The organism is Pseudomonas sp. (genome assembly GCF_033723075.1).
Taxonomy (GTDB): Bacteria; Pseudomonadota; Gammaproteobacteria; order Pseudomonadales; family Pseudomonadaceae; genus Aquipseudomonas.
Genome location: NZ_JAWVXU010000008.1, coordinates 206,131 through 227,613, shown reverse-complemented (window position 1 = coordinate 227,613; position 21,483 = coordinate 206,131). Strand labels below are relative to the sequence as shown.

The window sequence follows — 21,483 nt, the reverse complement described above, 5'->3', positions numbered from 1 at the left end:
CGCCAACGGCGGCTACAGCTACGTCACCAATGCCGCAGCGCAGGCGCTTGTCGCCGGCGCTAGCGAAACCGACACCTTCAGCTACACCCTTAAAGACAGCGATGGCAGCTTCTCCACCACCACCGTGACCTTCACCGTCAATGGCAACAACGATGCCCCAATCGTTTTGGCGAGCAATGCACGCGTATCCGAAGAAGGTCTTGCAGGTGGACGCCCTGACTCGAGTGGCACTTCTGATCAGACCAATGAGAAGACCTTCACGGGTCAAGTGATGATCCAAGACGCTGAAAACGACTTGCTTAGTGTCACCCTGAACGGACCAACGACGGCACTGACCTCAGGTGGTCAGCCTATTACATGGGTCGGTACTGGTACGGGGTTACTGATTGGCTATGCCGGCTCGGCAATCCCAGCCAATGAAGCCATTCGCGTCAGCATCGATAACAGTGGCAACTATACGGTCACGCTGTCCAAACCACTCGACCATGGCACTGCAAACGTCGAGGACGTACTGCAAATTGGCGTAGGCGTAATCGTTAGCGACGGCGCTCTTTCCACCTCAACCACGCTGACTGTGGTGGTAGAAGACGATATGCCGAGCAGTGCCATCGTCCGCACCCTGGAAGTGCCGGTCGACACCATAATCATCCAAAACCTGCAAGGTGGGTGGACGAATGCCGTGCTCGAATCTGGCAGCAGCCCAAGTTCAGGCCAGTTGATCAATACCGATACGGACAGCCTGGTAGATGCCATCTATTGGGGAGAGAACAACAACAGTGCCAGTTCTGCTTACACATTGAACGATAACTCTGCATTGATCAGCGGCCAGCAAATCAATGCAGGATCGCTGTTCAAGCTTGCAGACTTTTCGCACGTCAACAAACCGGTCAACGGCTCGCCGCTGGACAAAGTCACCATGACCATGTCCATGGATGTTTCTATCAACGGTACTGTAGTTAATGTACCGTTCACAGTACTGCTCGATCACACCGAGACCCCTAACAGCAGCGACGAAACCGCCTCGCGCGACATCATCACCCTGCCGAGCCAGAACGTGACTGTTATGCTGAATGGTCAGACTTACTCCTTCAGTCTTGAAGGCTTCAAGGATGGCAGCGGCAATATTGTCAACACCATTTATACCCATGAAAATGCGACCAGCACCTTTGAAATCTACGGAAGCCTAAACACCACGTTAACGATGCCAAATTTGGAAGGCAGCGTTGCCGGAACCGCTGGCGCCGACGGTTTCGGCAGCGTGACTTGGGGCAATTTGAGCAACGCCCACGGCACGCTCACCACCAGCGCCGATGGCGGTTATCGTTTTGTCCTGAACGAGGCAGGCTATGCCCTTATCCAGGCCGGCGGCTCGGTGCCAGCACCGACCTTTAACTACACGGTCACAGACAAAGATGGCGATGCATTCAACAGTACGCTGACCATCAACCTGCTGGCTGATAGAGACTCGACGCCGGTAGCGAACGACAACTTTGCACAAGCAGTTTTGACACAAATAAATAGTCAGCGAACCGATTTCGCAAGCTTCTCTGTGGCTGACAGCCGAAGCCGTGGTGGCGATAACGACCCAAACGAAGAGTCTTCTGTAGTATCCAGCGCAGTAATGACGGTCTCCGGAGGTACCGGTACGATTACCTTCAACGCTGCCTTTACAGGCAACAACAGTGACACCTTCCGATATGCCCTGGATCAACAGAACATTAATGGCTCTTGGAACCTAGGAAGTTATACGGACCTAATCAGTAGTAATAGCATCAGCAATCTGACCGACGGTTCATATAGAGTCCGTTTATATGTACTGGATGGTAGTAGTCGTAACGGTAATGCCTCCGTCACACTGACTAACATTGCGTTAGTCACCACATTGCTGACGCCAACCATCGAGGCTGCTGCGGCTAGCGGCAACGTACTAACAGATACCAATAACTATGTTGGCAGTTCCAACGCATGGGACTCGATAGACAGCCTTGGCCAGGAAGGTTCAGTAATCAGTGAGGTCAATGGTTACAACGTGTCGAGCAGCGGCAGCACCAGCGTCACTGGTCTGTATGGCACCCTGTCCGTTGCAGCAAATGGGTCGTATACCTACACACCGTTCACAAACGTCAGCAACGTTGGCAAGAGCGAGACCTTCACCTACACACTGAGCCAGCCTGACGGTGACAGCGATACAGCTAACCTGATCATCAATATTGGCAACACTGCCTACACAGCGCCGACGCCAATTACCGGCAGTGGCACGCTAAATGGCACCAGTGGCGACGACGTGATTCTCGGCAGCAGCGGTATCGATACACTGAATGGTGGCACCGGCAACGATCACCTTGAAGGCAAAGCAGGTAACGACACGCTTTATGGCAATGCCGGCAATGACATTCTTATCGGCGGCGAAGGTGACGACATCCTTTACGGTGGCGCAGGTGCTGACACCTTTGTCTGGCATGTCGGTCATACCGATAACGATACGATCAAGGACTTCAGCATCAGCGATACAGGTCACGACACCATTGACCTGCGCGACCTGCTGCAAGGCGAGAATGACGCCAATATTGACGACTTCATGCGAGTCGTGGCCACCGACAGCGTCACCACGCTGGAGATCAGCAGCAAAGGCGAGTTCGCCCACGGTGCAGCGGCGGATGTCACCATCAAGCTGGAAAACGGCGGTAACCCCGTGGACCTCTCCAGCTACGGCTCGACATCCTCGCAGATCGTCAGCTCGTTGATCGCCGGTGCCGATCCGACCATCAAGATCGACCACACCTGACAGCCAAAACCCCGCTAACATCGGTTAGCGGGGTTTTCGTTCAAAGGAAGCCGTTGGCGCTAAGGAGTGCTCGATGTTGTATGTGAAACGCGATACCTGGGGCAATCTGCAACAGGTTCAGGCATCACCGTTCGAAGGCATGGATGGTGAGCTTGCTGCTGATGATCAGGAGGCGCTGGCCTGGTTTGCCAATCAGACTGTGGAAAGCAGTCTGCTCCAGCTCCAGCAGAGCGACCTGGATATGATCCGGGTACTGGAAGATCTGATCACCGTGCTGATCCAGAAAGGGGTTGTGCGCATCACCGACTTGCCCGAAGCGGCGCAGAGCAAACTGGTCGGCCGCAGCAAGGCACGGGACGCCCTTGGCGGGTTGAATCGGCTGATCAATGACGATGAATCCGGGTTGATCTGAGCGTCTCCCCGGGTTACCGCCAGTATTCCTGAAGGATGGGGCGGATCCTTTCACGGACAAGTCCGCTCCTGCACGGCGGCAGTCCCGTAGCCCGGTTGAAATCCGGGAATATTTGTCGGCATCCCCATCGCCCCCGAATAGCACCCGGGTTACGGCGCTGCGCTCATGCCTTGTCGCCCAGCCTGGATTAGCCTTGGCGTAATCTGGTAAACGCTCCCCGGATTACGCTGGAACAGATCCAGGCTACGGTCTTGCGAGCAATCCCTGACGGGAGTCACCTCAAACCCAGGGCCCCGGCTCGCCGAACAAGCGGCCCTGTACGCCCTCGATCCCCATGTCGCGCAGCGCCTGCCACTCGCCGTCGGTTTCGACCCGCTCGGCTATCAGCGGCAGGTCGATGCTGTTGGCTGCCCGCTGCATGGCCTCGATGAACAGGCGCTTGTCGTTCTCGGCGTCGATGGCGCGGATATAACTGCCATCCACCTTGAGGTAGCTGAGGCCGAGCTTGGCCAGGTTGCCGATCATGCTGAAGCGTCCGCCGAAGTGCTGCAGCCCCAGGCTGAAGCCAAGGCTGCGCAGACGCACGGTCAGCGCCTCCAGGGCTGCGGCATCGGGCAGCTGATCTTCGTCCAGTTCAAGGGTCAGGCGCGGGCCGAGGTGCGCGTGCTGACGCAACCGCTCATAGAGTTGCTGCAGCGCCTGCGGGTCGCGAATGGTGCTGCCGGAGAGACTCAGGGCGACGCAACTGCTGTTGCTCTGCAGCTGGGCCAAGACCCAGTCGAGCATGGCCAGGTCGAGACGGGTGGCCCAACCGAAACGCTCGAGCCAGGGCAGAAAACGCCCCGCCGGCACCGGGTTGTTCTGCTCATCGAGCAGGCGCGCCAGCACCTTGAGGTGCAAGACCCGAGCGGGGTCAGCCGCACTCACAACCGGCTGTACATACAGCTGGAAACGCCCCTGATTGAGCGCCTGATCCAGCAGGCCGTGCCAGCTCTGCCGCTCATCGGCGGCAGGCCGCTGCGTGTCGTGATCGCTACAGGCCCAGTTCTGCAGGCTCTGACTGCTGGCCTGGGCCAACGCCGCATCCAGCGCTGCATATAGCGCAGTGAGCTGATCGCCCGGCGCGAAGGCCGTCATGCCGATATGCGCGACCGGCAAGCAGTCGCTGGCACCGGTCTGCTGCAGGCTGATCAGGGCACTGTCCAGGCTCTCTGCCAACTGCTCCGCTTCACTGCGATCGAGACCGGCGGCCAGCACGGCAAACTCGCCGCCCCGGTTGCGTGCCAGCAGGTAGCGGCCCTGGCTGATTTGTTGCAACTGCACGGCGATGGCCTTGAGCAACTGGTCGGTACGCTGGCCACCCAGACGCTGGTTGAGCCCGGCCAGATCATTGACCCGCAGCAGCAGCATGAAGCCGCTGCCGGCGTGTTCATCGACACCCACGCGCGCCTGCAGCTGCAGATCGAAGTAGCGTCGGTTGGCTAGCCCGGTGAGGCTGTCCTGATAGGCCTCGGCACGCAGTTTCTCGCTGCGCGCGGCTTCCTCGGCGAACAACGCCTTGAGCTTCTCGACCATCTGGTTCATGGCATTGACCACCCGACGAAACTCGGGAGTCTTGGGCAGCTCGGGCAGGCTGAGAAACTCACGTCGGGCAATGGCGTTGGACTGCTCGACCATGTAATCCAGCGGCCGCAACTGGCGTTTGAGCAGCAGTACGCCCAGACCGATGCAGAGCACGCCACTGAGCGCCAGCCACAGCAGGATCCCGAGGGCGCTTTGCCAGAGTTTGCCAACGGCGAACAGCGGATGGCTGACCACCTGCACCCGCGCCGCCTGGCGCCAGCCGTCGCTGACGATGGCATCACCGCTGGCGGGCGCCAGATCCACCAGGCTGGCGAACCATTGCGGCGCCTCCCCGCTGACCGGCACACCCGTGCGCTCGACTATCACCTGCCCATTCGCCGGGTCGAGCACCCTGATGCTCTCGAAGTAGCCACTGTCGAAAACCGAACTGACCATCAGCTCGATCATCGCCACATCCTTGACATGCGGGCTCAGCGACAACCCCAAAGCGGTCGCCGTATCCTGGGCATGGGCACGCAATTGGTTGACCTGCTGCTCCCGCGAACTCTCCACACTGATCAGAAAACTGCCGGTGAAACTCACCAGCATCAGCACACAGATGGCGATAAACAATTGCTTGAACAGTGACATCAACCACTCCTTCGGGTCGCTCTCAAGGAAAGCCTTCGGCCCGCATTTTTCTCAACAGATCCTGCCAGCGCGAGAGGCGCTTGCTGTCTCCGACTTGTTTGCCGCCGCCAGCACCGGGCAGCCACAGCCCCTCGGCGTTGAAGGCATAGACAGGCACCAGGTCTTTACGCTGGCTGGCAGGTTCGATGGCATCGATCAGGTTATCCAGCACCAGCGGTATGGCCTGGGGGTGCTGGTAATAGGTGAGCACCATGTGCGCCTGGTTCAACCGCACCGCCTTGACGTAGGTGATACGCAGCTTTTCACTCGGCACACCCAGCTGGCGCAGGCTGAAGTACTTGGCGAGGGCATAGTCCTCACAATCGGCGGCACCGCGAAACAGCGCCTCGACGGGCGTGGCCCAGTAATCGTTGACCTTCCATATCTGGATATCGTCACGAAAGCGCAGGCGCAGGTTGAAGAAGCGGTTGACCGCTTGCAGCTGCTCCATTTCGCTGACGCCTGCCTGCTCCTGCAGCAGTCGTTGCCAATCATCGATGCGCCCACGGCCCTGCCCAAGCGGCCCGTACAACTGCTCGGCACGCTTGCTGATCAGGTTGAAATCCCAGTCGGCCTGCAACGCGCCGCAGGCCAGCAACACGGCCACCAGCCAGGCCGCCACCCATGGCCAGCGACGATATGCGCGCACAACTTCGATACGACCAGTCTGCAAACTGAGGATTCCACACATCAGGCCCGCGCCATGTTGCGGGCGACACAGGCAAAACACAATTGCCAACTGCCATCATCTGGGACAGCGTACGGGGGAGGTAGTCCGGATCTGCCGCCAGCGGCGGCGATCCCGCGACCCGAACGCCAGCGACGGCACGCTCAAGATTGCTCAGGGCTGGCCGATCTTCTCCAGTGCCTGCTCCAGGGTGTCGACGCTGCGCTCGATGTTGTTCAGCTTGTCCAGACCGAACAGGCCGATGCGGAAAGTCTGGAAGTCCGCCGGTTCGTCGCACTGCAGCGGCACCCCGGCGGCGATCTGCAGGCCTTGCGCAGCGAACTTCTTGCCGCTCTTGATCTCCGCGTCGTCGGTGTAGCAGACCACCACCCCGGGCGCCTGGAAGCCGGCGGCGGCGACGCTCTTGAAGCCCTTGCGGGTCAACAGCGCGCGCACCCGGTCGCCCAGCTCCTGCTGGCTCGCACGCACCTTGGCGAAGCCCAGGCTTTCGGTTTCCTGCATCACCTCGCGAAAGCGCGCCAGGGCGTCGCACGGCATGGTGGCGTGGTAGGCATGGCCGCCCTGTTCGTAGGCCTGCATGATCTGCAGCCACTTCTTCAGGTCGCAGGCGAAGCTGCTACTCTGGGTCGCCTCGACGCGCTGCTGGGCCGCCGCACTGAGCATCACCAGGGCGCAGCAGGGCGAACCGCTCCAGCCTTTCTGCGGCGCGCTGATCAGCACATCGATGGCGCAAGCCTGCATGTCGACCCAGAGCGCACCCGAGGCGATGCAGTCGAGGACGAACAGGCCACCCACCCCGTGCACGGCGTCGGCGACGGCGCGCAGGTAGTCATCCGGCAGGATCATCCCCGACGAAGTCTCGACATGCGGGGCGAACACCAGTTGCGGCTTTTCCGCCAGGATGGTCGCGACCACTTCGGCGATCGGCGGTGGGGCGAAGGCGGCCTGGGGCCCGGTCTCGATCGGCCGGGCCTTGAGCACCTGGGCCTCGGCCGGAATGTCGCCCATCTCGAAAATCTGCGTCCAGCGGTAGCTGAACCAGCCGTTGCGGATCACCAGGCACTTCTGCCCGGTGGCCAGCTGACGCGCCACCGCCTCCATGCCGAAGGTGCCACTGCCGGGCACTATCGCCACGGCGTGGGCGTGGTAGACCTGCTTGAGCGTGCGCGAGATGTCGCGCATCACCTGCTGGAACGCTTGCGACATATGGTTGAGAGAGCGGTCGGTGTAGACGACCGAGTATTCGATCAGGCCATCGGGATCGATATCCGGGTAGCGGTCAGACATGAGTGACTCCTGTGGCTGGGATGTCCATATCGCTCGACCCTGCCCGAAGCCTGGATGAATGACAAGACTGTCGAGCGTGCGAGTTGCGGCACTGGCCTGAACTTGCGCTTTCTCGGCGGCATGACTGACAGATCACCGGGGGCGCGGTGGCGTGGCGGAGGGAGTGTCCATGTCACCGCTCGAGCAAAGCCAGATCTTTCAGGCCATGGCCAAGTCGCCCAATTCCAGGCTGTTGCACAGCGTGTAAAACTTAAGACAATAAGTCCGCGGTGGGTCAGTTTCAGTCGTATGTGACCGGCAGAAACCGACCCAAGCGGACGTTAATAACGTCCGGCAGTGCTGGTTAAGCCTTCAACGCAGCTTCGATCGTGGCTATGTCGATCTTTCTCATGTTCATCATGGCTTCAAACGCGCGCTTGGCCGCCGCCCGATCAGGATTGGCTATCGCGGCCGTCAATGCGCGTGGCGTGATCTGCCACGATAGTCCCCATTTGTCCTTGCACCAACCACATGCGCTTTCCTCACCGCCGTTTTCGACAATCGCACTCCACAAGCGGTCCGTTTCGGCTTGGTCGTCAGTGGCAACCTGGAACGAGAAAGCCTCGTTATGCTTGAAGACTGGCCCCCCGTTCAGTCCGAGACAGGGAATGCCCATCACCGTGAACTCAACCGTCAGGACATCGCCCTGCTTGCCCGCAGGATAGTCGCCAGGCGCGCGATGGACTGCGCCTACCGCGCTGTCCGGGAACGTCTTGGCGTAGAAGGTCGCAGCATCCAACGCAGTGCCGTCGTACCAGAGGCAAATCGTATTTTTGCTGTTCATCCTGGTTCTCCAAGATTGGGATTGATCCGTGGATTCTAGCCCCGAAGGTAGCCTGGAGCGGCAGCAGAGCATTCTTGCTGCGTGCTATCGACCCAATATGGCTGCCGTTGGCGAAAGGCAGAAACCGGCCAGGAGTGGCCCATCAGCATCAATACCGTGGTCTGTCCCTGTTTGTTCTCGGCAGACTGGCCCGGGCCAACGCGGTGAATGCCTTGAGCGCAGCGGAGGGGTTGCGCCGGTTCGGGTAGTACAGGCACAGGTTGTCCCGGGCCGGCGTCCACGCTTCCAGCACCCGCTCGAACTGCCCGGCGTCGAGTTCAGCCTGAACGTCCTGCTGCATAAAAAAGCCCAGCCCTACACCTTCCTGCACCACCGCCTTGGCGACACTTGGCTCGTCCAGGGTGAGTTGGCCGGTCACATCAAGTCGGGTCACCTCACCCGCACGCTCGAAATGCCAGGGGTAGATCGCCCCATTGGGCAGACGGATGCGGATGCACTGATGCTTGAGCAGGTCCGCCGGACTACGCGGCCGGCCGTACTGGGCGAAGTACGCGGGCGAACCGACCACGGCGTAGCGTTGCGGCTGGCCAAGCGGGATCACGATCATATCGCTGGGCACAAGACTCGCAGAACGTACGCCGAGGTCGAAACCGTCCGCGACGATGTCCACCAGGCGGCCTTCGGTCACCAGATCGATATGCACTTTCGGATAACGTCGCAGAAACTCCAGCACCAGCGGCAGCAGGGCTGCGCGGGCGGCACTGGCGAACGCATTGATGCGCAACACACCCGACGGCCCGGCATTGTGCGAGCGCACCGCTTCGAGCGCCGCACGTACATCCTGCAACGCCGGGCCGACCTGCTCCAGGTACATCGCGCCCGCCTCGGTCAGCGACACGCTGCGGGTGGTGCGATTGAACAGCCGCGTTTCGAGGCTCGCCTCCAGTTTGGCAATGGTGTTGCTCAATGCCGTGGTTGAAACATCGAGGTCGATGGCCGCCTGCCGAAACGACGCACGGCGTGCCACGGCCAGCACAGCTTCCAGCTCATTGAGACCAAGGCGCGAATCTGCCATGCAATTGTCCTGATATTCGGGATAGGTCGTTAACCTCTATCCCAGTTGAGCAAACTATCAAGCGAGCGGCAAGATCACAGTCGTAAACCCCAACCCACTGTGAGAGGAGATCAGGCCATGAACCTGCACCTGCCTGACGCCGTACAGACCTACTTCGATGTCAGCAATGGCGGCGACATCTCGCGCCTTGCCGCCTGCTTCTGCGCGGACGCCAGGGTGACCGACGAAAACCGCACGCACCAGGGCATTGCCGCCATCGAAGCCTGGCAACAGGAGGCCCGCCAGGCATTCACCTACAGCGTCGAGCCGCTGGCGGCGACGCAGAAAGACGACACGCTGAACGTCACGGCGCGCCTGGTCGGTAACTTCCCTGGCAGTCCGCTGCAGCTGAATCATCTGTTCCTGCTGCAGGACGGCCAGATTCGCTCACTGGAGATTGCGCCATGAACCTCGATCTGAGCGGTAAGCGAGTACTGGTCACCGGCGGCACCAAAGGCGTCGGCCGCGCGGTGGTCGAGCTGTTCCTCGCCGAGGGCGCCAAGGTGCTGACCTCGGCTCGGCAGGCCAGCAGCGATCTGCCGGCTGAGCTGTTCGTGCAGGCCGACCTCTCGACCCCGGAAGGCTGCGAAACCCTGGTAGCCGCAGCTACGCAACGGCTGGGCGATGTGGACATCATCGTCCACGTTCTGGGTGGCTCATCGGCCCCCAGCGGCGGCTTTGCGGTATTGGACGACGCGCAGTGGCAACGCGAACTCGATCTCAACCTGCTGCCGGCCGTGCGCCTGGATCGCGCCCTGCTCCCGGCGATGCTGCAGCGCCAGAGCGGCGTGATCATCCATGTAACCTCGATTCAGAACCGCCTGCCCTTGCCCGAAGCCACTACGGCCTACGCAGCGGCCAAGGCGGCGCTGTCGACCTACAGCAAAAGCCTGTCGAAAGAAGTCTCGCCACAAGGTGTGCGTGTTGTGCGGGTGTCGCCAGGCTGGATCGAGACCGAAGCGTCGGTGGCCTTGGCCGAGCGGCTGGCGCAGGAAGCCGGTACGGACTACGCAGGCGGCAAACGCATCATCATGGATGCCCTCGGCGGTATTCCGCTCGGCCGGCCTGCCAAGCCGTCAGAGGTTGCTGAGCTGATTGCCTTTCTGGCCTCGCCCCGCGCGGCCGCCATCACCGGCAGTGAATTTGTGATCGATGGCGGAACAGTGCCGACCGCCTAGCGCTGCACGCTCGCCGCCGGGGCCCGGCTTACGCCAGCAGTTCGATAATCCACTGCGTCTGCCGGGCAACCTTCTGCACCTTCTCCTCACACACCGCCTGCCGCGCGTGAGCGAAGTCGGCCAGGGTCTGTTGCTTCAGACGCAGCATGCGTTGCCACTTGGCCAGGAACGCCGGGCTGCGCGTTTGCATCTGCAGCGGACCAAAGTACAGCTCCTCAGCGCTGTACAGCACCGGGCCAGAACGTTCGGCCACGATAATTTCGTAGGCAAAGCGATTCTCCCGCAGCACCTCCTCACAGAGGATGCGGTAGCCATTTTCCATCAGCCATTGCCGCAGTGGCTGCTCGCCGCCGTTGGGCTGCAGGATCAAACGCTCCTGACCGCTAACGCGAGCCTTACCGCTGTCGAGAATGTCGCGAATCCGCTCGCCGCCCATCCCGCAGATGCTGATTGCCGTGATTGCATCGCCCGCCTCAATCGCCGCCAAACCATCTGCCAGGCGCACGCTGATGCGTTGGCTCAGGTCGCTTTCACGCACGCTACGTTCAGCCGCGTGAAACGGCGTCAAAGCCACCTCCCCCGCCACGGCTACCTCGATAACCCCACGGCGCATCAATGCCACCGGCAGATAGGCGTGATCCGAGCCAATATCAGCCAGCCGCGCCCCTACCGGCACATGCGCCGCCACACGTTCCAGGCGCATGGACAATGTCTGCTCGTTCAACTCCAGCCCCTTCTCAGCATCGACGTTCGGCCGTTGGGCCGAATCGGGGCACGATTCTGTCGAGCAACGCAGTGCATGGCAAATCCCGGCGACCAGCGCTATGAATCTCCCCGAACCTAAGGCTTAGGGAGCACCGGTAACGAAACTTAGTGATGGGCTGTTATCGGCCGATTCTGTTGAAAAAGTAGCTCCCCTGCCTGGCCTGCGGCAAAATCGCTTCATTGGCCGGAGGGGGATCACCAGCATGATGGGACAGTTATCGAGTGGGCAGGAGCGACTGTTTTACTCGTTCAACCTTGAAGATCACATCCTCCGCAGCAACCCAGCCAGCCAGATTGCATCGACGCCATCCGGCAATGCCAACTGCCAGTCGCTGGCATGTTGCAGCAGCAACTCGCTGTTGACGGATGCCCTTTGCACCGCCAACGGCACCAGGCTCAGCGGTGTGGCCGCCTGCCTGCCGCGCCTGATCCAGTAGGCCAACGCCTTGGGCTTGAGCCCATGCTGCCGACAGTAAGCGACCTGAGTCAGCCCGCTGTCGCGCGAGGCCAGAACATGCCTCGCGCCGCGCGTGCATCGTTTCCATGTGAATCCCCCTGCTGGAAAATGCAGAGGATGCGGGCCGGGGGTATTCAAGGAAAAGGTGGGCGGGCTGGGCGCTTACTGTGCGATTCCATCCAGCCGCTAAGACATGGGCGTGCGCGGCAGCGATCCGTTAACAGAGTTTGGTCTTTAGCAAAAATAAACACCCCATGTCGCATGTGGGCTTTCGGTGCGACTACAGGCTCCCTATCGTTTGTATCGACGCAGAGAGCCGCTAACCAGCGGTGTCATTAGCATCTGCTCATTAACATCTGCTCATTGCCTGGGGTCTGGCTCGTGTTTCCACTAGCAGCATGCGAAAACTTATTCTGCGCTACCGACACGCCAGATTCGCCATGATTGGGTAGTGCCATGCTTCAAAACAAAAAGACTCCTGAAGGAGACCTAAATGAAGGCTGTACTGTCCTCACTTACACTTGCCATGTCCGCGTTGTTGCTTTCCTCGCAGTTGCAGGCCGAACCCAAGCGACCAGAGTGTATCGCCCCAGCGAAACCGGGGGGTGGTTTCGACATTACCTGCAAACTCGCACAGGTCGGTTTGAAGGACGCGGGCCTGCTCAAGCAACCGATGCGAGTGACCTATATGCCGGGTGGTATTGGAGCTGTTGCCTATAACGCGGTGGTCGCACAACGTCCCGATGATCCTGGCACCGTTACCGCATGGTCGAGCGGCTCCCTGCTCAACCTAGCCCAGGGTAAATTTGGTCGATATGACGAAAAGGCGGTTAGGTGGCTAGCGGCCATAGGCACCGACTACGGTGCCATTACCGTGCGTGAAGATTCGCCGTTGCGCACTTTCGACGACTTGGTTCAGGCGTTGAAGCAAGATCCCTCGAGCCTAGTGATTGGGGCTGGGGGCACGATTGGTAGCCAGGACTGGATGCAAGCTGCACTGATCGCCCGTTGTGCCAACGTCAATCCTCAGAAGCTGCGCTACGTTGCCTTTGAAGGAGGTGGCGAGCCAGTTACCGCATTGCTTGGCGGGCACGTGCAACTTATAACCAGCGGAATTGGTGAGTCAACTGCGCAACTTGAAGCGGGCAAGGTGCGGGTTCTGGCAGTAATGTCAGATCAGCGCTTGCCGGGTAAATTGGCCGACATCCCGACGGTCAAAGAATCGAGCTGTGATGCGAGCTGGCCCATTGTCCGTGGTTTCTATATGGGGCCGGAAGTTAGCGATGAGGATTACAACTGGTGGAAACAGCAGTTTGATGTGCTGTTGGCTAGCGAAGCCTTCACCCAGCAGCGCGAGCAACGCGACTTGCTGCCGATGGCGATGACGGGCGAAGAATTACAAACGTTTGTCTATAAGCAGGTTGGTCAATTCAAGTCCTTGGCGGGTGAGTTTGGGCTGATCGAATAGCGCCAGCACCCTCCAGGCTCTCGGCAAGCGGCACAACGTTTTCAGCAAACGTTGTGCCGCTTTCGGCTGTCCGCGAGTTGATCGCTCGTGTCTGGAATGCATAGGCCACTTCGCTGAGTCTTTGGTCGTGCGGGACTCTCAGCTCACGCATACTGATGAGGCACATGGGCTGCAAGTTCGAGCCGCAACTGGCCCATTGCATTCCTTCTGGCGTCGCCGCCTCGTAATTTCGACTGAGATCTCGGCGGTCGCCTCACGTCAGCAGTAAGGCGGTATGAGCTTATGGAACTCAGGCAGTTACGCTATTTCTTGGCTGTTCTGGAGCACAAAAGCCTGGGGCGCGCCGCGCTCGAACTGGGCATCGGAACCTCGGCTTTGAGTCAGCAAATCAGCAAGCTGGAAAGTGAGTTGAGCACGCGTCTTCTTAGCCGTACTACGACAGGTGTCGTGCCGACTAATGCAGGTGTTGCTTTTCAGCATCACGCCCAACTCACTCTACGGCAGGCCGAAAATGCCGTGCAAGCGGCGCAGCGGGGTCGCATGAGCGGATACGTCAGTGTCGGTCTGCCGCCTACTACCGCATCGGTGCTGGCCCTGCCGCTGATCAGCGCGATGCGCGAGAAGTATCCGGATATCCAGTTGCATCTGGTGGAGAGTCTTTCAGGCCACCTAGCGACCCAGCTGAATGCCCGCCAGCTCGATCTCGCCGTACTGTTTCAAACCGATACCGGCAAGCGCTGGAGCGTTATGCCCTTGCTCGATGAGACCTTGTTCGTCATCGCGGCTCCCACACTCAAGGGAGCCCCCACCGGCGAAAGCGTACAGTTGCAGCAACTGGGTAACCTGCCTTTGGTTATGCCCAGCCTGCAGCATGGTTTGCGCAGTACCTTAATGAGCGCCTTCGAGCGAACGGGTATAGAGCCTAATGTCATCATGGAAATCGATGGTCTGGCCGTGCTGATGGACACGGTCAAGGCTGGCTATGCGGCGACCATTCAGCCCGGCGCAGCGGCGGCTCGCTCAGGCGAGTCCGGCTTGCGGGTGGTGCAGATCAGTGATGCCCATGTAGGGCGACGCAATCTTCTGGCCAGCCTGTCCGACGATGAGCTTTCTCCTGCGGCACTGGCCGCGCGCGTAGTGATCGTGGACGTCGCCCGCGAGCTAGTACGCAGCGGCTGCTGGCCCGGATCGAGCTTGCTGAACGAGCCACCGAAGACTCGCTGATAAGTCTTTAATAAAACTAAAGCCCTCTCGCTGGAATGGGCCTTTCGAGCATTTCGGGCACACTCTACATTCGCCTCACAGTGGGGGGCGGAAGTATCGACTCCTTGCAAACAGGAGGCGATATGTTTGATGTTTTAGTGATCGGTGGCGGTAATGCCGCCTTGTGCGCAGCGCTCATGGCCCGTGAGGCTGGTGCGAGCGTACTGTTGCTTGAGGCCTCGCCGCGGGAATGGCGCGGAGGCAATTCGCAGCACACACGCAACCTGCGCTGCATGCATGATGCGCCGCAAGACGTGCTCGTCGAGGCCTATCCGGAGGAGGAGTACTGGCAGGATCTGCTCAAGGTCACCTCCGGTATCACCAATGAGAAGCTTGCACGCCTGACCATCCGGGCATCCTCGTCATGCAGAGACTGGATGCGCAGTCATGGCGTGCATTTCCAGCCACCGCTGTCAGGAGCCTTGCATGTTGCGCGTACTAACGCGTTCTTCATGGGGGGCGGTAAAGCTCTGGTCAATGCTTACTACCGCAGTGCGCAGAACTTGGGCGTGCAAATTCGCTATGACTCCCCGGTTGATACGTTGGAATTAGTGGATGGCCGCTTTGTGGCTGCGCAAATCCCTGAGCGCATAGTGAATGGCGTGCGCTTACCCTCAGAGCGGATCGAGGCGCGCACCTGCGTGCTGGCTGCCGGTGGGTTCGAATCCAACCGAGAATGGTTGCGCGAAGCATGGGGCCAGAACGAGAGAGGTGAGTGGCCGGCCGACAACTTCCTGATTCGTGGAACCCGTTTCAATAAGGGCGTCCTGCTGCAGCACATGATCGCAGCCGGGGCAGACAGCATTGGCGACCCAACGCAGGCGCATATGGTGGCCATCGACGCCCGTGCGCCGCTGTATGACGGCGGCATCTGCACCCGTATCGACTGCGTCTCGCTCGGGGTTGTGGTCAATCGCGAAGGACAGCGCTTCTACGATGAGGGCGAAGACTTCTGGCCTAAGCGCTACGCCATCTGGGGTCGTCTGGTGGCGCAGCAGCCAGGCCAGGTCGGCTTTTCGATCATTGATCAGAAGGCCGTTGGCAACTTCATGCCACCTGTATTTCCCGACATCACGGGCAACAGCTTGGGGGAACTCGCCCGTAAACTGGATATTCCAGAGGCCGTCTTCATCAAGACTGTCGAGGATTACAACCTGGCCTGCCGCGTGGGCCGCTTCGATCATACCCAGCTCGATGACTGCCATACCGAAGGGCTCAGTCCGGCGAAAACCCACTGGGCTCGACCGATTGATACCCCCCCCTTTTACGGCTATGCCCTCAAGCCCGGAGTCACCTTCACCTACCTGGGCCTGAAAACCGACGAGACCGCCGCCGTCCATTTTGCAGGCAAGTCCAGCCCGAACCTGTTTGTTGCCGGTGAAATGATGGCCGGCAATGTGCTGGGCAAAGGCTATACGGCTGGCGTCGGCATGAGTATTGGCACTGCTTTCGGGCGTATTGCCGGCACCCAGGCTGCGGCGGCGGCCGGCTACTCCTCCCAAGTGACTCCTGAAGGACAAGAACATGCAGTTGTCTGATCCGCATATCCCTGAAAAAAGTGACTGCGCCGAAGGCTATAATTTGATTTCGGTGCTCAACCTAGATGAAGCGGAAGTCGAGCGGCAGATGAATATCTGCAATGCCTGTCGCTACTGCGAGGGTTTCTGTGCCGTATTCCCAGCGATGACCAAACGCCTTGAGTTCAAAAAGGCTGACATCCATTACCTAGCGAACCTGTGTCACAACTGCGGCGCCTGCCTGCATGCCTGTCAGTATGCGGCCCCCCATGAGTTCGCGGTCAATGTGCCCCAGGCCATGGCCAAGGTCCGGCTCGATACCTATACCGAGTACGCTTGGCCGGCTCGCTTCGGCACGCTCTACAAGCACAATGGCCTGACCCTGGCGTTGGCCTCAGCGGCCGGTCTGGCGTTGTTTCTAGTGCTGACCCTTCTGGCTCGCGGGACCTTGTTTCCCGGGCCACTGGCAGGCGACTTCTATGCGATCTTTCCGCATAACACCTTGGCTCTGATGTTTGGCGGTGTCTTCGGTTTTGCCGTTCTGGCGCTGCTGGTCGGGGTGACGCGCTTCTGGCGGCGGATCTCACCGGCCGAGACGCAAGCCATCGTCAGCGGAGCCGCAGTGGCAGAAGCCTCGGGGGCAGTGCTCAAGCTCAAATACCTCGACGGTGGTCATGGCCTGGGTTGCAACAACGCCAATGATCGCTTCACCCTGTGGCGGCGTCGCTTTCACCATTTGACCTTCTACGGCTTCATGTTGTGCTTTGCCGCCACCAGCGTTGCCACTCTGTATCATTACCTGCTGGGCTTGGAGGCGCCTTACCCGGTGCTCAGTTTGCCGGTGATGCTGGGAATAGTTGGTGGTATCGGCTTGATCATTGGCCCTGTGGGTTTACTGGTGCTGAACTATCGTCGAGATCCAGCCCATGGAGATGCTGCTCAGCGCCCGATGGATCGCGGCTTCATTGTTCTGCTGCTTCTGATCAGCCTGACGGGGCTGGCCTTACTTGCCTGGCGCGATGCTGGGGCAATGGCCTTGCTTCTAGCAATACACCTGGGGGTGGTGATGGCGTTCTTTCTGACCATGCCCTACAGCAAGTTTGCTCATGGTTTCTTCCGCAGCGCGGCGCTGCTCAAGTACTCCATCGAGAAGCGCCAGCCAAACAACTTGAAGCTAGGAAGCGACTGACATTCGACGATCCGGCTCCAGGCTGGCAACAATCGCAGTTTCAAATTACCGGAATGGGTCGGAAGCGGAGCAAGTTCAGTGACCACTTTTGGCCGAACACAGACTTCCGTGATCGACCGTTCCTTGGCCCATCCCTGTCATCCAAGCAAAACAGGCCACTGGCACAAACCCTCTTGCCTAAACTTGCGCTTTTCTCACCCCTGAGGGCTGGCAGATGCTCGGGGCCGGCGTAGCATGGCGGCTAGAGGGGTCTCCATGTCACAGCTCGATCACAGCCAGGTCTTTCAGTCCATGGCCAGTTCGCCCAACTCCAGGCTGTTGCACAGCGCCGAGCTGGGCGATGGCTTGGCCGCGGCGTTGTGGAGCAATTGCCACGATACCCGCGACTACCAGGCGCCGAGCCACCACACCCTGTCCTGCTACCTGGCCGGCGGCACCGGCACCTTTCGCCGCGAGCGCCCGGACAGCAAGGGCGCGCCGGACAAGTTGTGCATCCTGCCGGCCGGCCATCAATCGGCCTGGGTGATCAACGGAGAGATCGACCTGGTGCACCTGTATGTCAGTCAGGAGCAATTCGCCCTCGGCGCCGTGCGCCTGCTCGACCGCGAACCGCGCGAGCTGCAGCTGCGCGAAGCCACCTTCCTCGACGACCCGCAGCAGGCCCAACGCTTTCGCCAGCTGAGCCGACTGAACTGGCTGGAGCCCGGCGAGCGTCTGCTGACCAGCAGCCTGGCCCACGCCCTGCTCGACCATGCCCTGCTGTCCCAGGTGGGCCGGCGCGATGGCCTGCGCCTGACCGGCGGCCTGGCGCCGGTACAACGACGACGGCTGCGCGAATACATCGACGCGAACCTGGCCGAGCCGCTGAGCCTGGGCCAGTTGGCCGGGCTCTGTGCGTTGTCCGAGTACCACTTCGCACGCATGTTCCACCTGAGCTTCGGCCTGCCGCCCCATCGTTATCTGCTGGCGCGCCGCCTCGAACGCGCCCGCCAGCTGCTGCACAGCAGCCGCCTGCCGTTGGGTGAGATCGCCCTGGCCTGCGGCTTCGCCAGCGCCAGCCACTTCAGCAACCGTTTTCGCCAGGCCTTTGCCGCGACGCCTGGGCAGTACCGCATGGCGCTCGGCGGCTGACCGGCCGCCGTTTGCCGGGATACGGGGCATTGCTGCGCGAGTCGGCGCCTGACGCCCAGCGGCGCCGCTGGCCCGAACGACGCCCGGCAGATTGCTCAACGGCCTGCTAATCCACCGCCAGCTGTGCCAGAATCATCGGCTTTGCACTCACCCGGCACTGCCATGTCCAGACTCGCCCCCACCCCCGCTGGATTGCCATGATGGCCCTGGATGTTCTGCATCTGCGCCAGGCCGACTGGCGCCCGGCCTTTCGCGCCGGGGACTTCAGTCGCGGGCTCGGCTATGCCGAACAGGGCCGCAGCACCCTGCTCAGCCTCAAGGGCGAGACCCTGCTGGCCAGCTGTCGCGGTTCGGGTGCGCAGACCTACCAGCAACGCATCAGCCTGCAGTCCTTCCCCCAGGGCTGGAGCGTCAACGGCCATTGCAGCTGCCCGGTGGGATTCAACTGCAAGCACGTGGTCGCCGCCCTGCTGACCCTGGAGCGCCAGCAACTGGCCGGGATCGACCTCAGCCCGCTGATAGAGACACCTGCGGATGTCGTCGAGCAGCGCCTGGAGGGTGTCCAGCCCCGACCCGTGCTGATGCTCGGCAGCCATGTGCGGGTGCATTTCGATGCGCGCAAGGGCCGCATGCTCGAGCAGACCCAGCACCGCGCCGCCCTGGCCTTCGATTACCAGGGCGAGCTGGCCTACGGCAAACCGGCGAAAGACCTGCTGGTGCGCCAGAGCCCGAGCCTGACCCTGCGCATTATCCGCGACGCCGCTGCCGAGGCCGCGCTGCGCCAGCGCCTGGAAGATGCCGGCCTGCAGGTCGCCCTGCGCCAGAGCGAAGCGCTCGCCGAGCATCCCGGCGAACACTTCGATATGCCCGGCGAGGCGGCCTGGCTGAGCTTCGTCCAGCAGCAATTGCCGTTGCTGCGCGAGCAGGGCTGGCGGATCGAGCTGCAGCCGGAATTTCGCTACAACCTGGCGCAGGTCGACGACTGGTACGCCGCGATCGAAGAAACGCCCGAGCACGACTGGTTCGACCTGGAACTGGGCATCGAGGTCGAGGGCCGGCGCATCAGCCTGCTGCCGATCCTGCTGCAGGCGATCCGCTACAAACCCTGGCTGCTCAATGGCGAAGCCCTGGCCCAACGCCAGGACGAGGAAATGCTGCTGGTCAGCCTGCCGAACAGCAACAAGCACATCGCCCTGCCCTTCGCGCGCCTCAAGCCCTTGCTGGCGACCCTCGGCGAGCTGTTTTTCCGCGAGCCGGGCGAGTCCAGCCAGCGCTTGCGCCTGCCCCGCGCCGACGCCGCACGGCTGATAGAACTGGATCAAGGCCCGGCGCTGAACTGGCAAGGTGGCGAGCAGCTGCGCGGTTTTGCCCAGCGCCTGCAGGCGCACAGCGCGCAGGAGGTCAAACCGCCGGCAGACTTGCAGGCCACCCTGCGCCCTTACCAACTGCATGGCCTGGCCTGGATGCAGGCACTTGCCGAGCTGGAGATCGGTGGCGTGCTGGCCGACGACATGGGCCTGGGCAAGACCCTGCAAACCCTGGCGCATATCCTCAGCGAGAAGCAGGCCGGGCGCCTGGATCGACCGGCGCTGATCGTCATGCCCACCAGCCTGATCCCCAACTGGCAGGACGAAGCCGCGCACTTCACCCCGCAGCTCAGGGTGCTGGCCCTGTACGGAGCGAAACGCCGTCCGCTGTTCAAGCTGATCGACCAACACGATATCGTCCTGACCACCTACGCCCTGCTGCCGCGCGACCTCAAGGCGCTGGCGGCGCAGTCCTATCACCTGCTGATTCTCGACGAAGCGCAGAACATCAAGAATCCGCGCAGCAAGGCCGCACAGGCCGCCGGGCAATTGCAGGCACGGCAACGCCTGTGTCTGACCGGTACGCCGCTGGAAAACCACCTGGGCGAACTCTGGTCGTTGTTCAACTTCCTCATGCCCGGCTGGCTCGGCGACGCCAAGAGCTTCACCCGCGACTACCGCACCCCGATCGAGAAACAGGGCAACCAGCAGCGCCTAGCACACCTGCGCGGACGGATCAAACCCTTCGTGCTGCGCCGCACCAAGGAACAGGTGGCGCGCGAGCTGCCGCCCAAGACCGAGGTCACTCACTGGGTCGAACTGACCGCCGCCCAGCGCGACCGCTACGAAACCCTGCGCCTGGCGATGGACAAGAAAGTGCGCGATGAGGTCTCCCGCCAGGGCCTGGCGCGCAGCCAGATCGTCATCCTCGAAGCGCTGTTGCGCCTGCGCCAGGCCTGCTGCGACCTGCGCCTGCTCGGCGATGACGACGCGCAGCTGAAAAGCAGCGACTCGGGCAAACTCAGCGCCTTGCTGGAGATGCTCGAGGAGCTGGTCGAGGAAGGCCGCAAGGTGCTGCTGTTTTCCCAGTTCACCTCGATGTTGACGCTGATCGAAAGCGAGCTGAAAGCGCGCCGGATCGGCTACACCAAGCTCACCGGCAGCACCCAGGACCGGCGCACCCCGGTGCAGCAGTTCCAGGCCGGGCAGTTTCCGGTGTTCCTGATCAGCCTGAAAGCCGGCGGCGCCGGCCTCAACCTCACCGCCGCCGACACCGTGATCCACTTCGACCCCTGGTGGAACCCGGCCGCCGAGGCCCAGGCCAGCGACCGTGCCTACCGCATCGGCCAGGACAAGCCGGTGTTCGTCTACAAGCTGATCGCCCGCGGCAGCGTAGAAGAGAAGATCCAGCACCTGCAGCAGGCCAAGGCCAACCTGGCGCGCGGCCTGCTGGAAGGTGGCAGCCAGGCGCAGTGGCAGATGAGCGAGGACGACCTGGCGGCACTGTTCGCGCCTCTGAGCGATTGATAGCTTGTGAAAACAACTCTCGCCTGCTGCGCAATGTTGTTCACTTAAGCCAAGTGAGCAGCATTTTTGTAGCCTGGATGAAATCCGGGGGAAATCTGGAGCCTGAAAAACCGCTCCCGGATTGCATCCGGGCTACGCACTGGGCGCCAATATTTCAGCCACCAGCGCGACGGATCCATCAATCAGGACGTCGCAGTTTGCCAAGCCTGCCTACACTGAGACCACGGCCATCTATCCTGGCGCGGCAGGCATTCGAGGATTGGATTGTCATATACATCCGTCATACCTACCGCACTTGGTGGTGCCTCCATTAACACCA

General features: G+C 61.1%; 17 protein-coding genes. 10 read left to right on the top strand and 7 right to left on the bottom strand.

Annotated features, from left to right (window positions below; genetic code table 11):
- Window positions 1-2,785 (top strand): choice-of-anchor K domain-containing protein (locus tag R3355_RS12135; protein WP_318961407.1); only part of this gene is annotated, 2,785 nt, incomplete at its 5' end.
- A gap of 73 nt (window positions 2,786-2,858) precedes the next feature.
- Window positions 2,859-3,197, top strand: coding sequence for a tryptophan synthase subunit beta (locus R3355_RS12130; protein WP_318961406.1), 339 nt, complete (start codon window positions 2,859-2,861; stop codon window positions 3,195-3,197).
- Between the two features lie 279 nt (window positions 3,198-3,476).
- Here the strand turns inward: R3355_RS12130 and lapD are convergent, their stop codons facing one another.
- From lapD to R3355_RS12105, 5 genes are all read right to left on the bottom strand, one after another.
- Entirely contained in the window at window positions 3,477-5,411 is a 1,935-nt protein-coding gene (gene lapD / locus R3355_RS12125) for a cyclic di-GMP receptor LapD (RefSeq protein ID WP_318961405.1), read from the bottom strand.
- A 22-nt stretch (window positions 5,412-5,433) separates the two neighbouring features.
- Window positions 5,434-6,141: a cysteine protease LapG gene (gene lapG / locus R3355_RS12120; RefSeq protein ID WP_413243504.1), complete on the bottom strand. Its 708-nt coding sequence runs from the start codon at window positions 6,139-6,141 to the stop codon at window positions 5,434-5,436.
- 150 nt (window positions 6,142-6,291) lie between these two features.
- Window positions 6,292-7,425 (bottom strand): aminotransferase class V-fold PLP-dependent enzyme, encoded by a 1,134-nt coding sequence (locus R3355_RS12115; RefSeq protein WP_318961404.1) that lies wholly within the window; start codon window positions 7,423-7,425, stop codon window positions 6,292-6,294.
- Window positions 7,426-7,768: 343 nt separating this feature from the next.
- Window positions 7,769-8,248 (bottom strand): VOC family protein, encoded by a 480-nt coding sequence (locus tag R3355_RS12110; RefSeq protein ID WP_318961403.1) that lies wholly within the window; start codon window positions 8,246-8,248, stop codon window positions 7,769-7,771.
- A gap of 148 nt (window positions 8,249-8,396) precedes the next feature.
- Entirely contained in the window at window positions 8,397-9,323 is a 927-nt protein-coding gene (locus R3355_RS12105; RefSeq protein WP_318961402.1) for a LysR family transcriptional regulator, read from the bottom strand.
- Window positions 9,324-9,440: 117 nt separating this feature from the next.
- Between R3355_RS12105 and R3355_RS12100 the strand changes: the two genes are divergently transcribed.
- Together R3355_RS12100 and R3355_RS12095 are read left to right on the top strand one after the other, a co-directional pair.
- The gene (locus R3355_RS12100) at window positions 9,441-9,770 is read left to right on the top strand and encodes a nuclear transport factor 2 family protein (RefSeq protein ID WP_318961401.1); all 330 of its coding nucleotides are present in this window, start codon (window positions 9,441-9,443) and stop codon (window positions 9,768-9,770) included.
- Entirely contained in the window at window positions 9,767-10,540 is a 774-nt protein-coding gene (locus R3355_RS12095) for an SDR family oxidoreductase (RefSeq protein WP_318961400.1), read from the top strand. Before R3355_RS12100 ends, R3355_RS12095 begins: the two co-directional genes overlap by 4 nt.
- 28 nt (window positions 10,541-10,568) lie before the next feature.
- On the opposite strand, the gene R3355_RS12090 is transcribed toward R3355_RS12095, so the two are convergent.
- A complete protein-coding gene (locus tag R3355_RS12090) occupies window positions 10,569-11,264 on the bottom strand; it encodes a tRNA (adenine(22)-N(1))-methyltransferase (protein ID WP_318961399.1) in 696 nt (231 codons plus the stop codon).
- Between the two features lie 303 nt (window positions 11,265-11,567).
- Window positions 11,568-11,900, bottom strand: a complete 333-nt coding sequence (tnpA, locus tag R3355_RS24350) for an IS66 family insertion sequence element accessory protein TnpA (protein ID WP_413243503.1) — start codon at window positions 11,898-11,900, stop codon at window positions 11,568-11,570.
- 355 nt (window positions 11,901-12,255) lie between these two features.
- On the opposite strand from tnpA, the gene R3355_RS12085 reads away from it, so the two are divergent.
- From R3355_RS12085 to R3355_RS12060, 6 genes are all read left to right on the top strand, one after another.
- The gene (locus tag R3355_RS12085; RefSeq protein ID WP_318961398.1) at window positions 12,256-13,230 is read left to right on the top strand and encodes a tripartite tricarboxylate transporter substrate binding protein; all 975 of its coding nucleotides are present in this window, start codon (window positions 12,256-12,258) and stop codon (window positions 13,228-13,230) included.
- A gap of 282 nt (window positions 13,231-13,512) precedes the next feature.
- Entirely contained in the window at window positions 13,513-14,454 is a 942-nt protein-coding gene (locus R3355_RS12080; RefSeq protein ID WP_318961397.1) for a LysR substrate-binding domain-containing protein, read from the top strand.
- Window positions 14,455-14,576: 122 nt separating this feature from the next.
- Window positions 14,577-16,031 carry an FAD-dependent tricarballylate dehydrogenase TcuA gene (tcuA, locus tag R3355_RS12075; protein WP_318961396.1) on the top strand — a complete coding sequence of 485 codons (1,455 nt, stop codon included), beginning with the start codon at window positions 14,577-14,579 and terminating at the stop codon, window positions 16,029-16,031.
- Window positions 16,018-17,199 carry a tricarballylate utilization 4Fe-4S protein TcuB gene (tcuB, locus tag R3355_RS12070; protein ID WP_318961395.1) on the top strand — a complete coding sequence of 394 codons (1,182 nt, stop codon included), beginning with the start codon at window positions 16,018-16,020 and terminating at the stop codon, window positions 17,197-17,199. Before tcuA ends, tcuB begins: the two co-directional genes overlap by 14 nt.
- 255 nt (window positions 17,200-17,454) lie before the next feature.
- Window positions 17,455-18,330: an AraC family transcriptional regulator gene (locus R3355_RS12065; protein WP_318961394.1), complete on the top strand. Its 876-nt coding sequence runs from the start codon at window positions 17,455-17,457 to the stop codon at window positions 18,328-18,330.
- 200 nt (window positions 18,331-18,530) lie between these two features.
- A complete protein-coding gene (locus R3355_RS12060) occupies window positions 18,531-21,164 on the top strand; it encodes a DEAD/DEAH box helicase (RefSeq protein WP_318961393.1) in 2,634 nt (877 codons plus the stop codon).
- The last annotated feature ends 319 nt before the right edge of the window (window positions 21,165-21,483 follow it).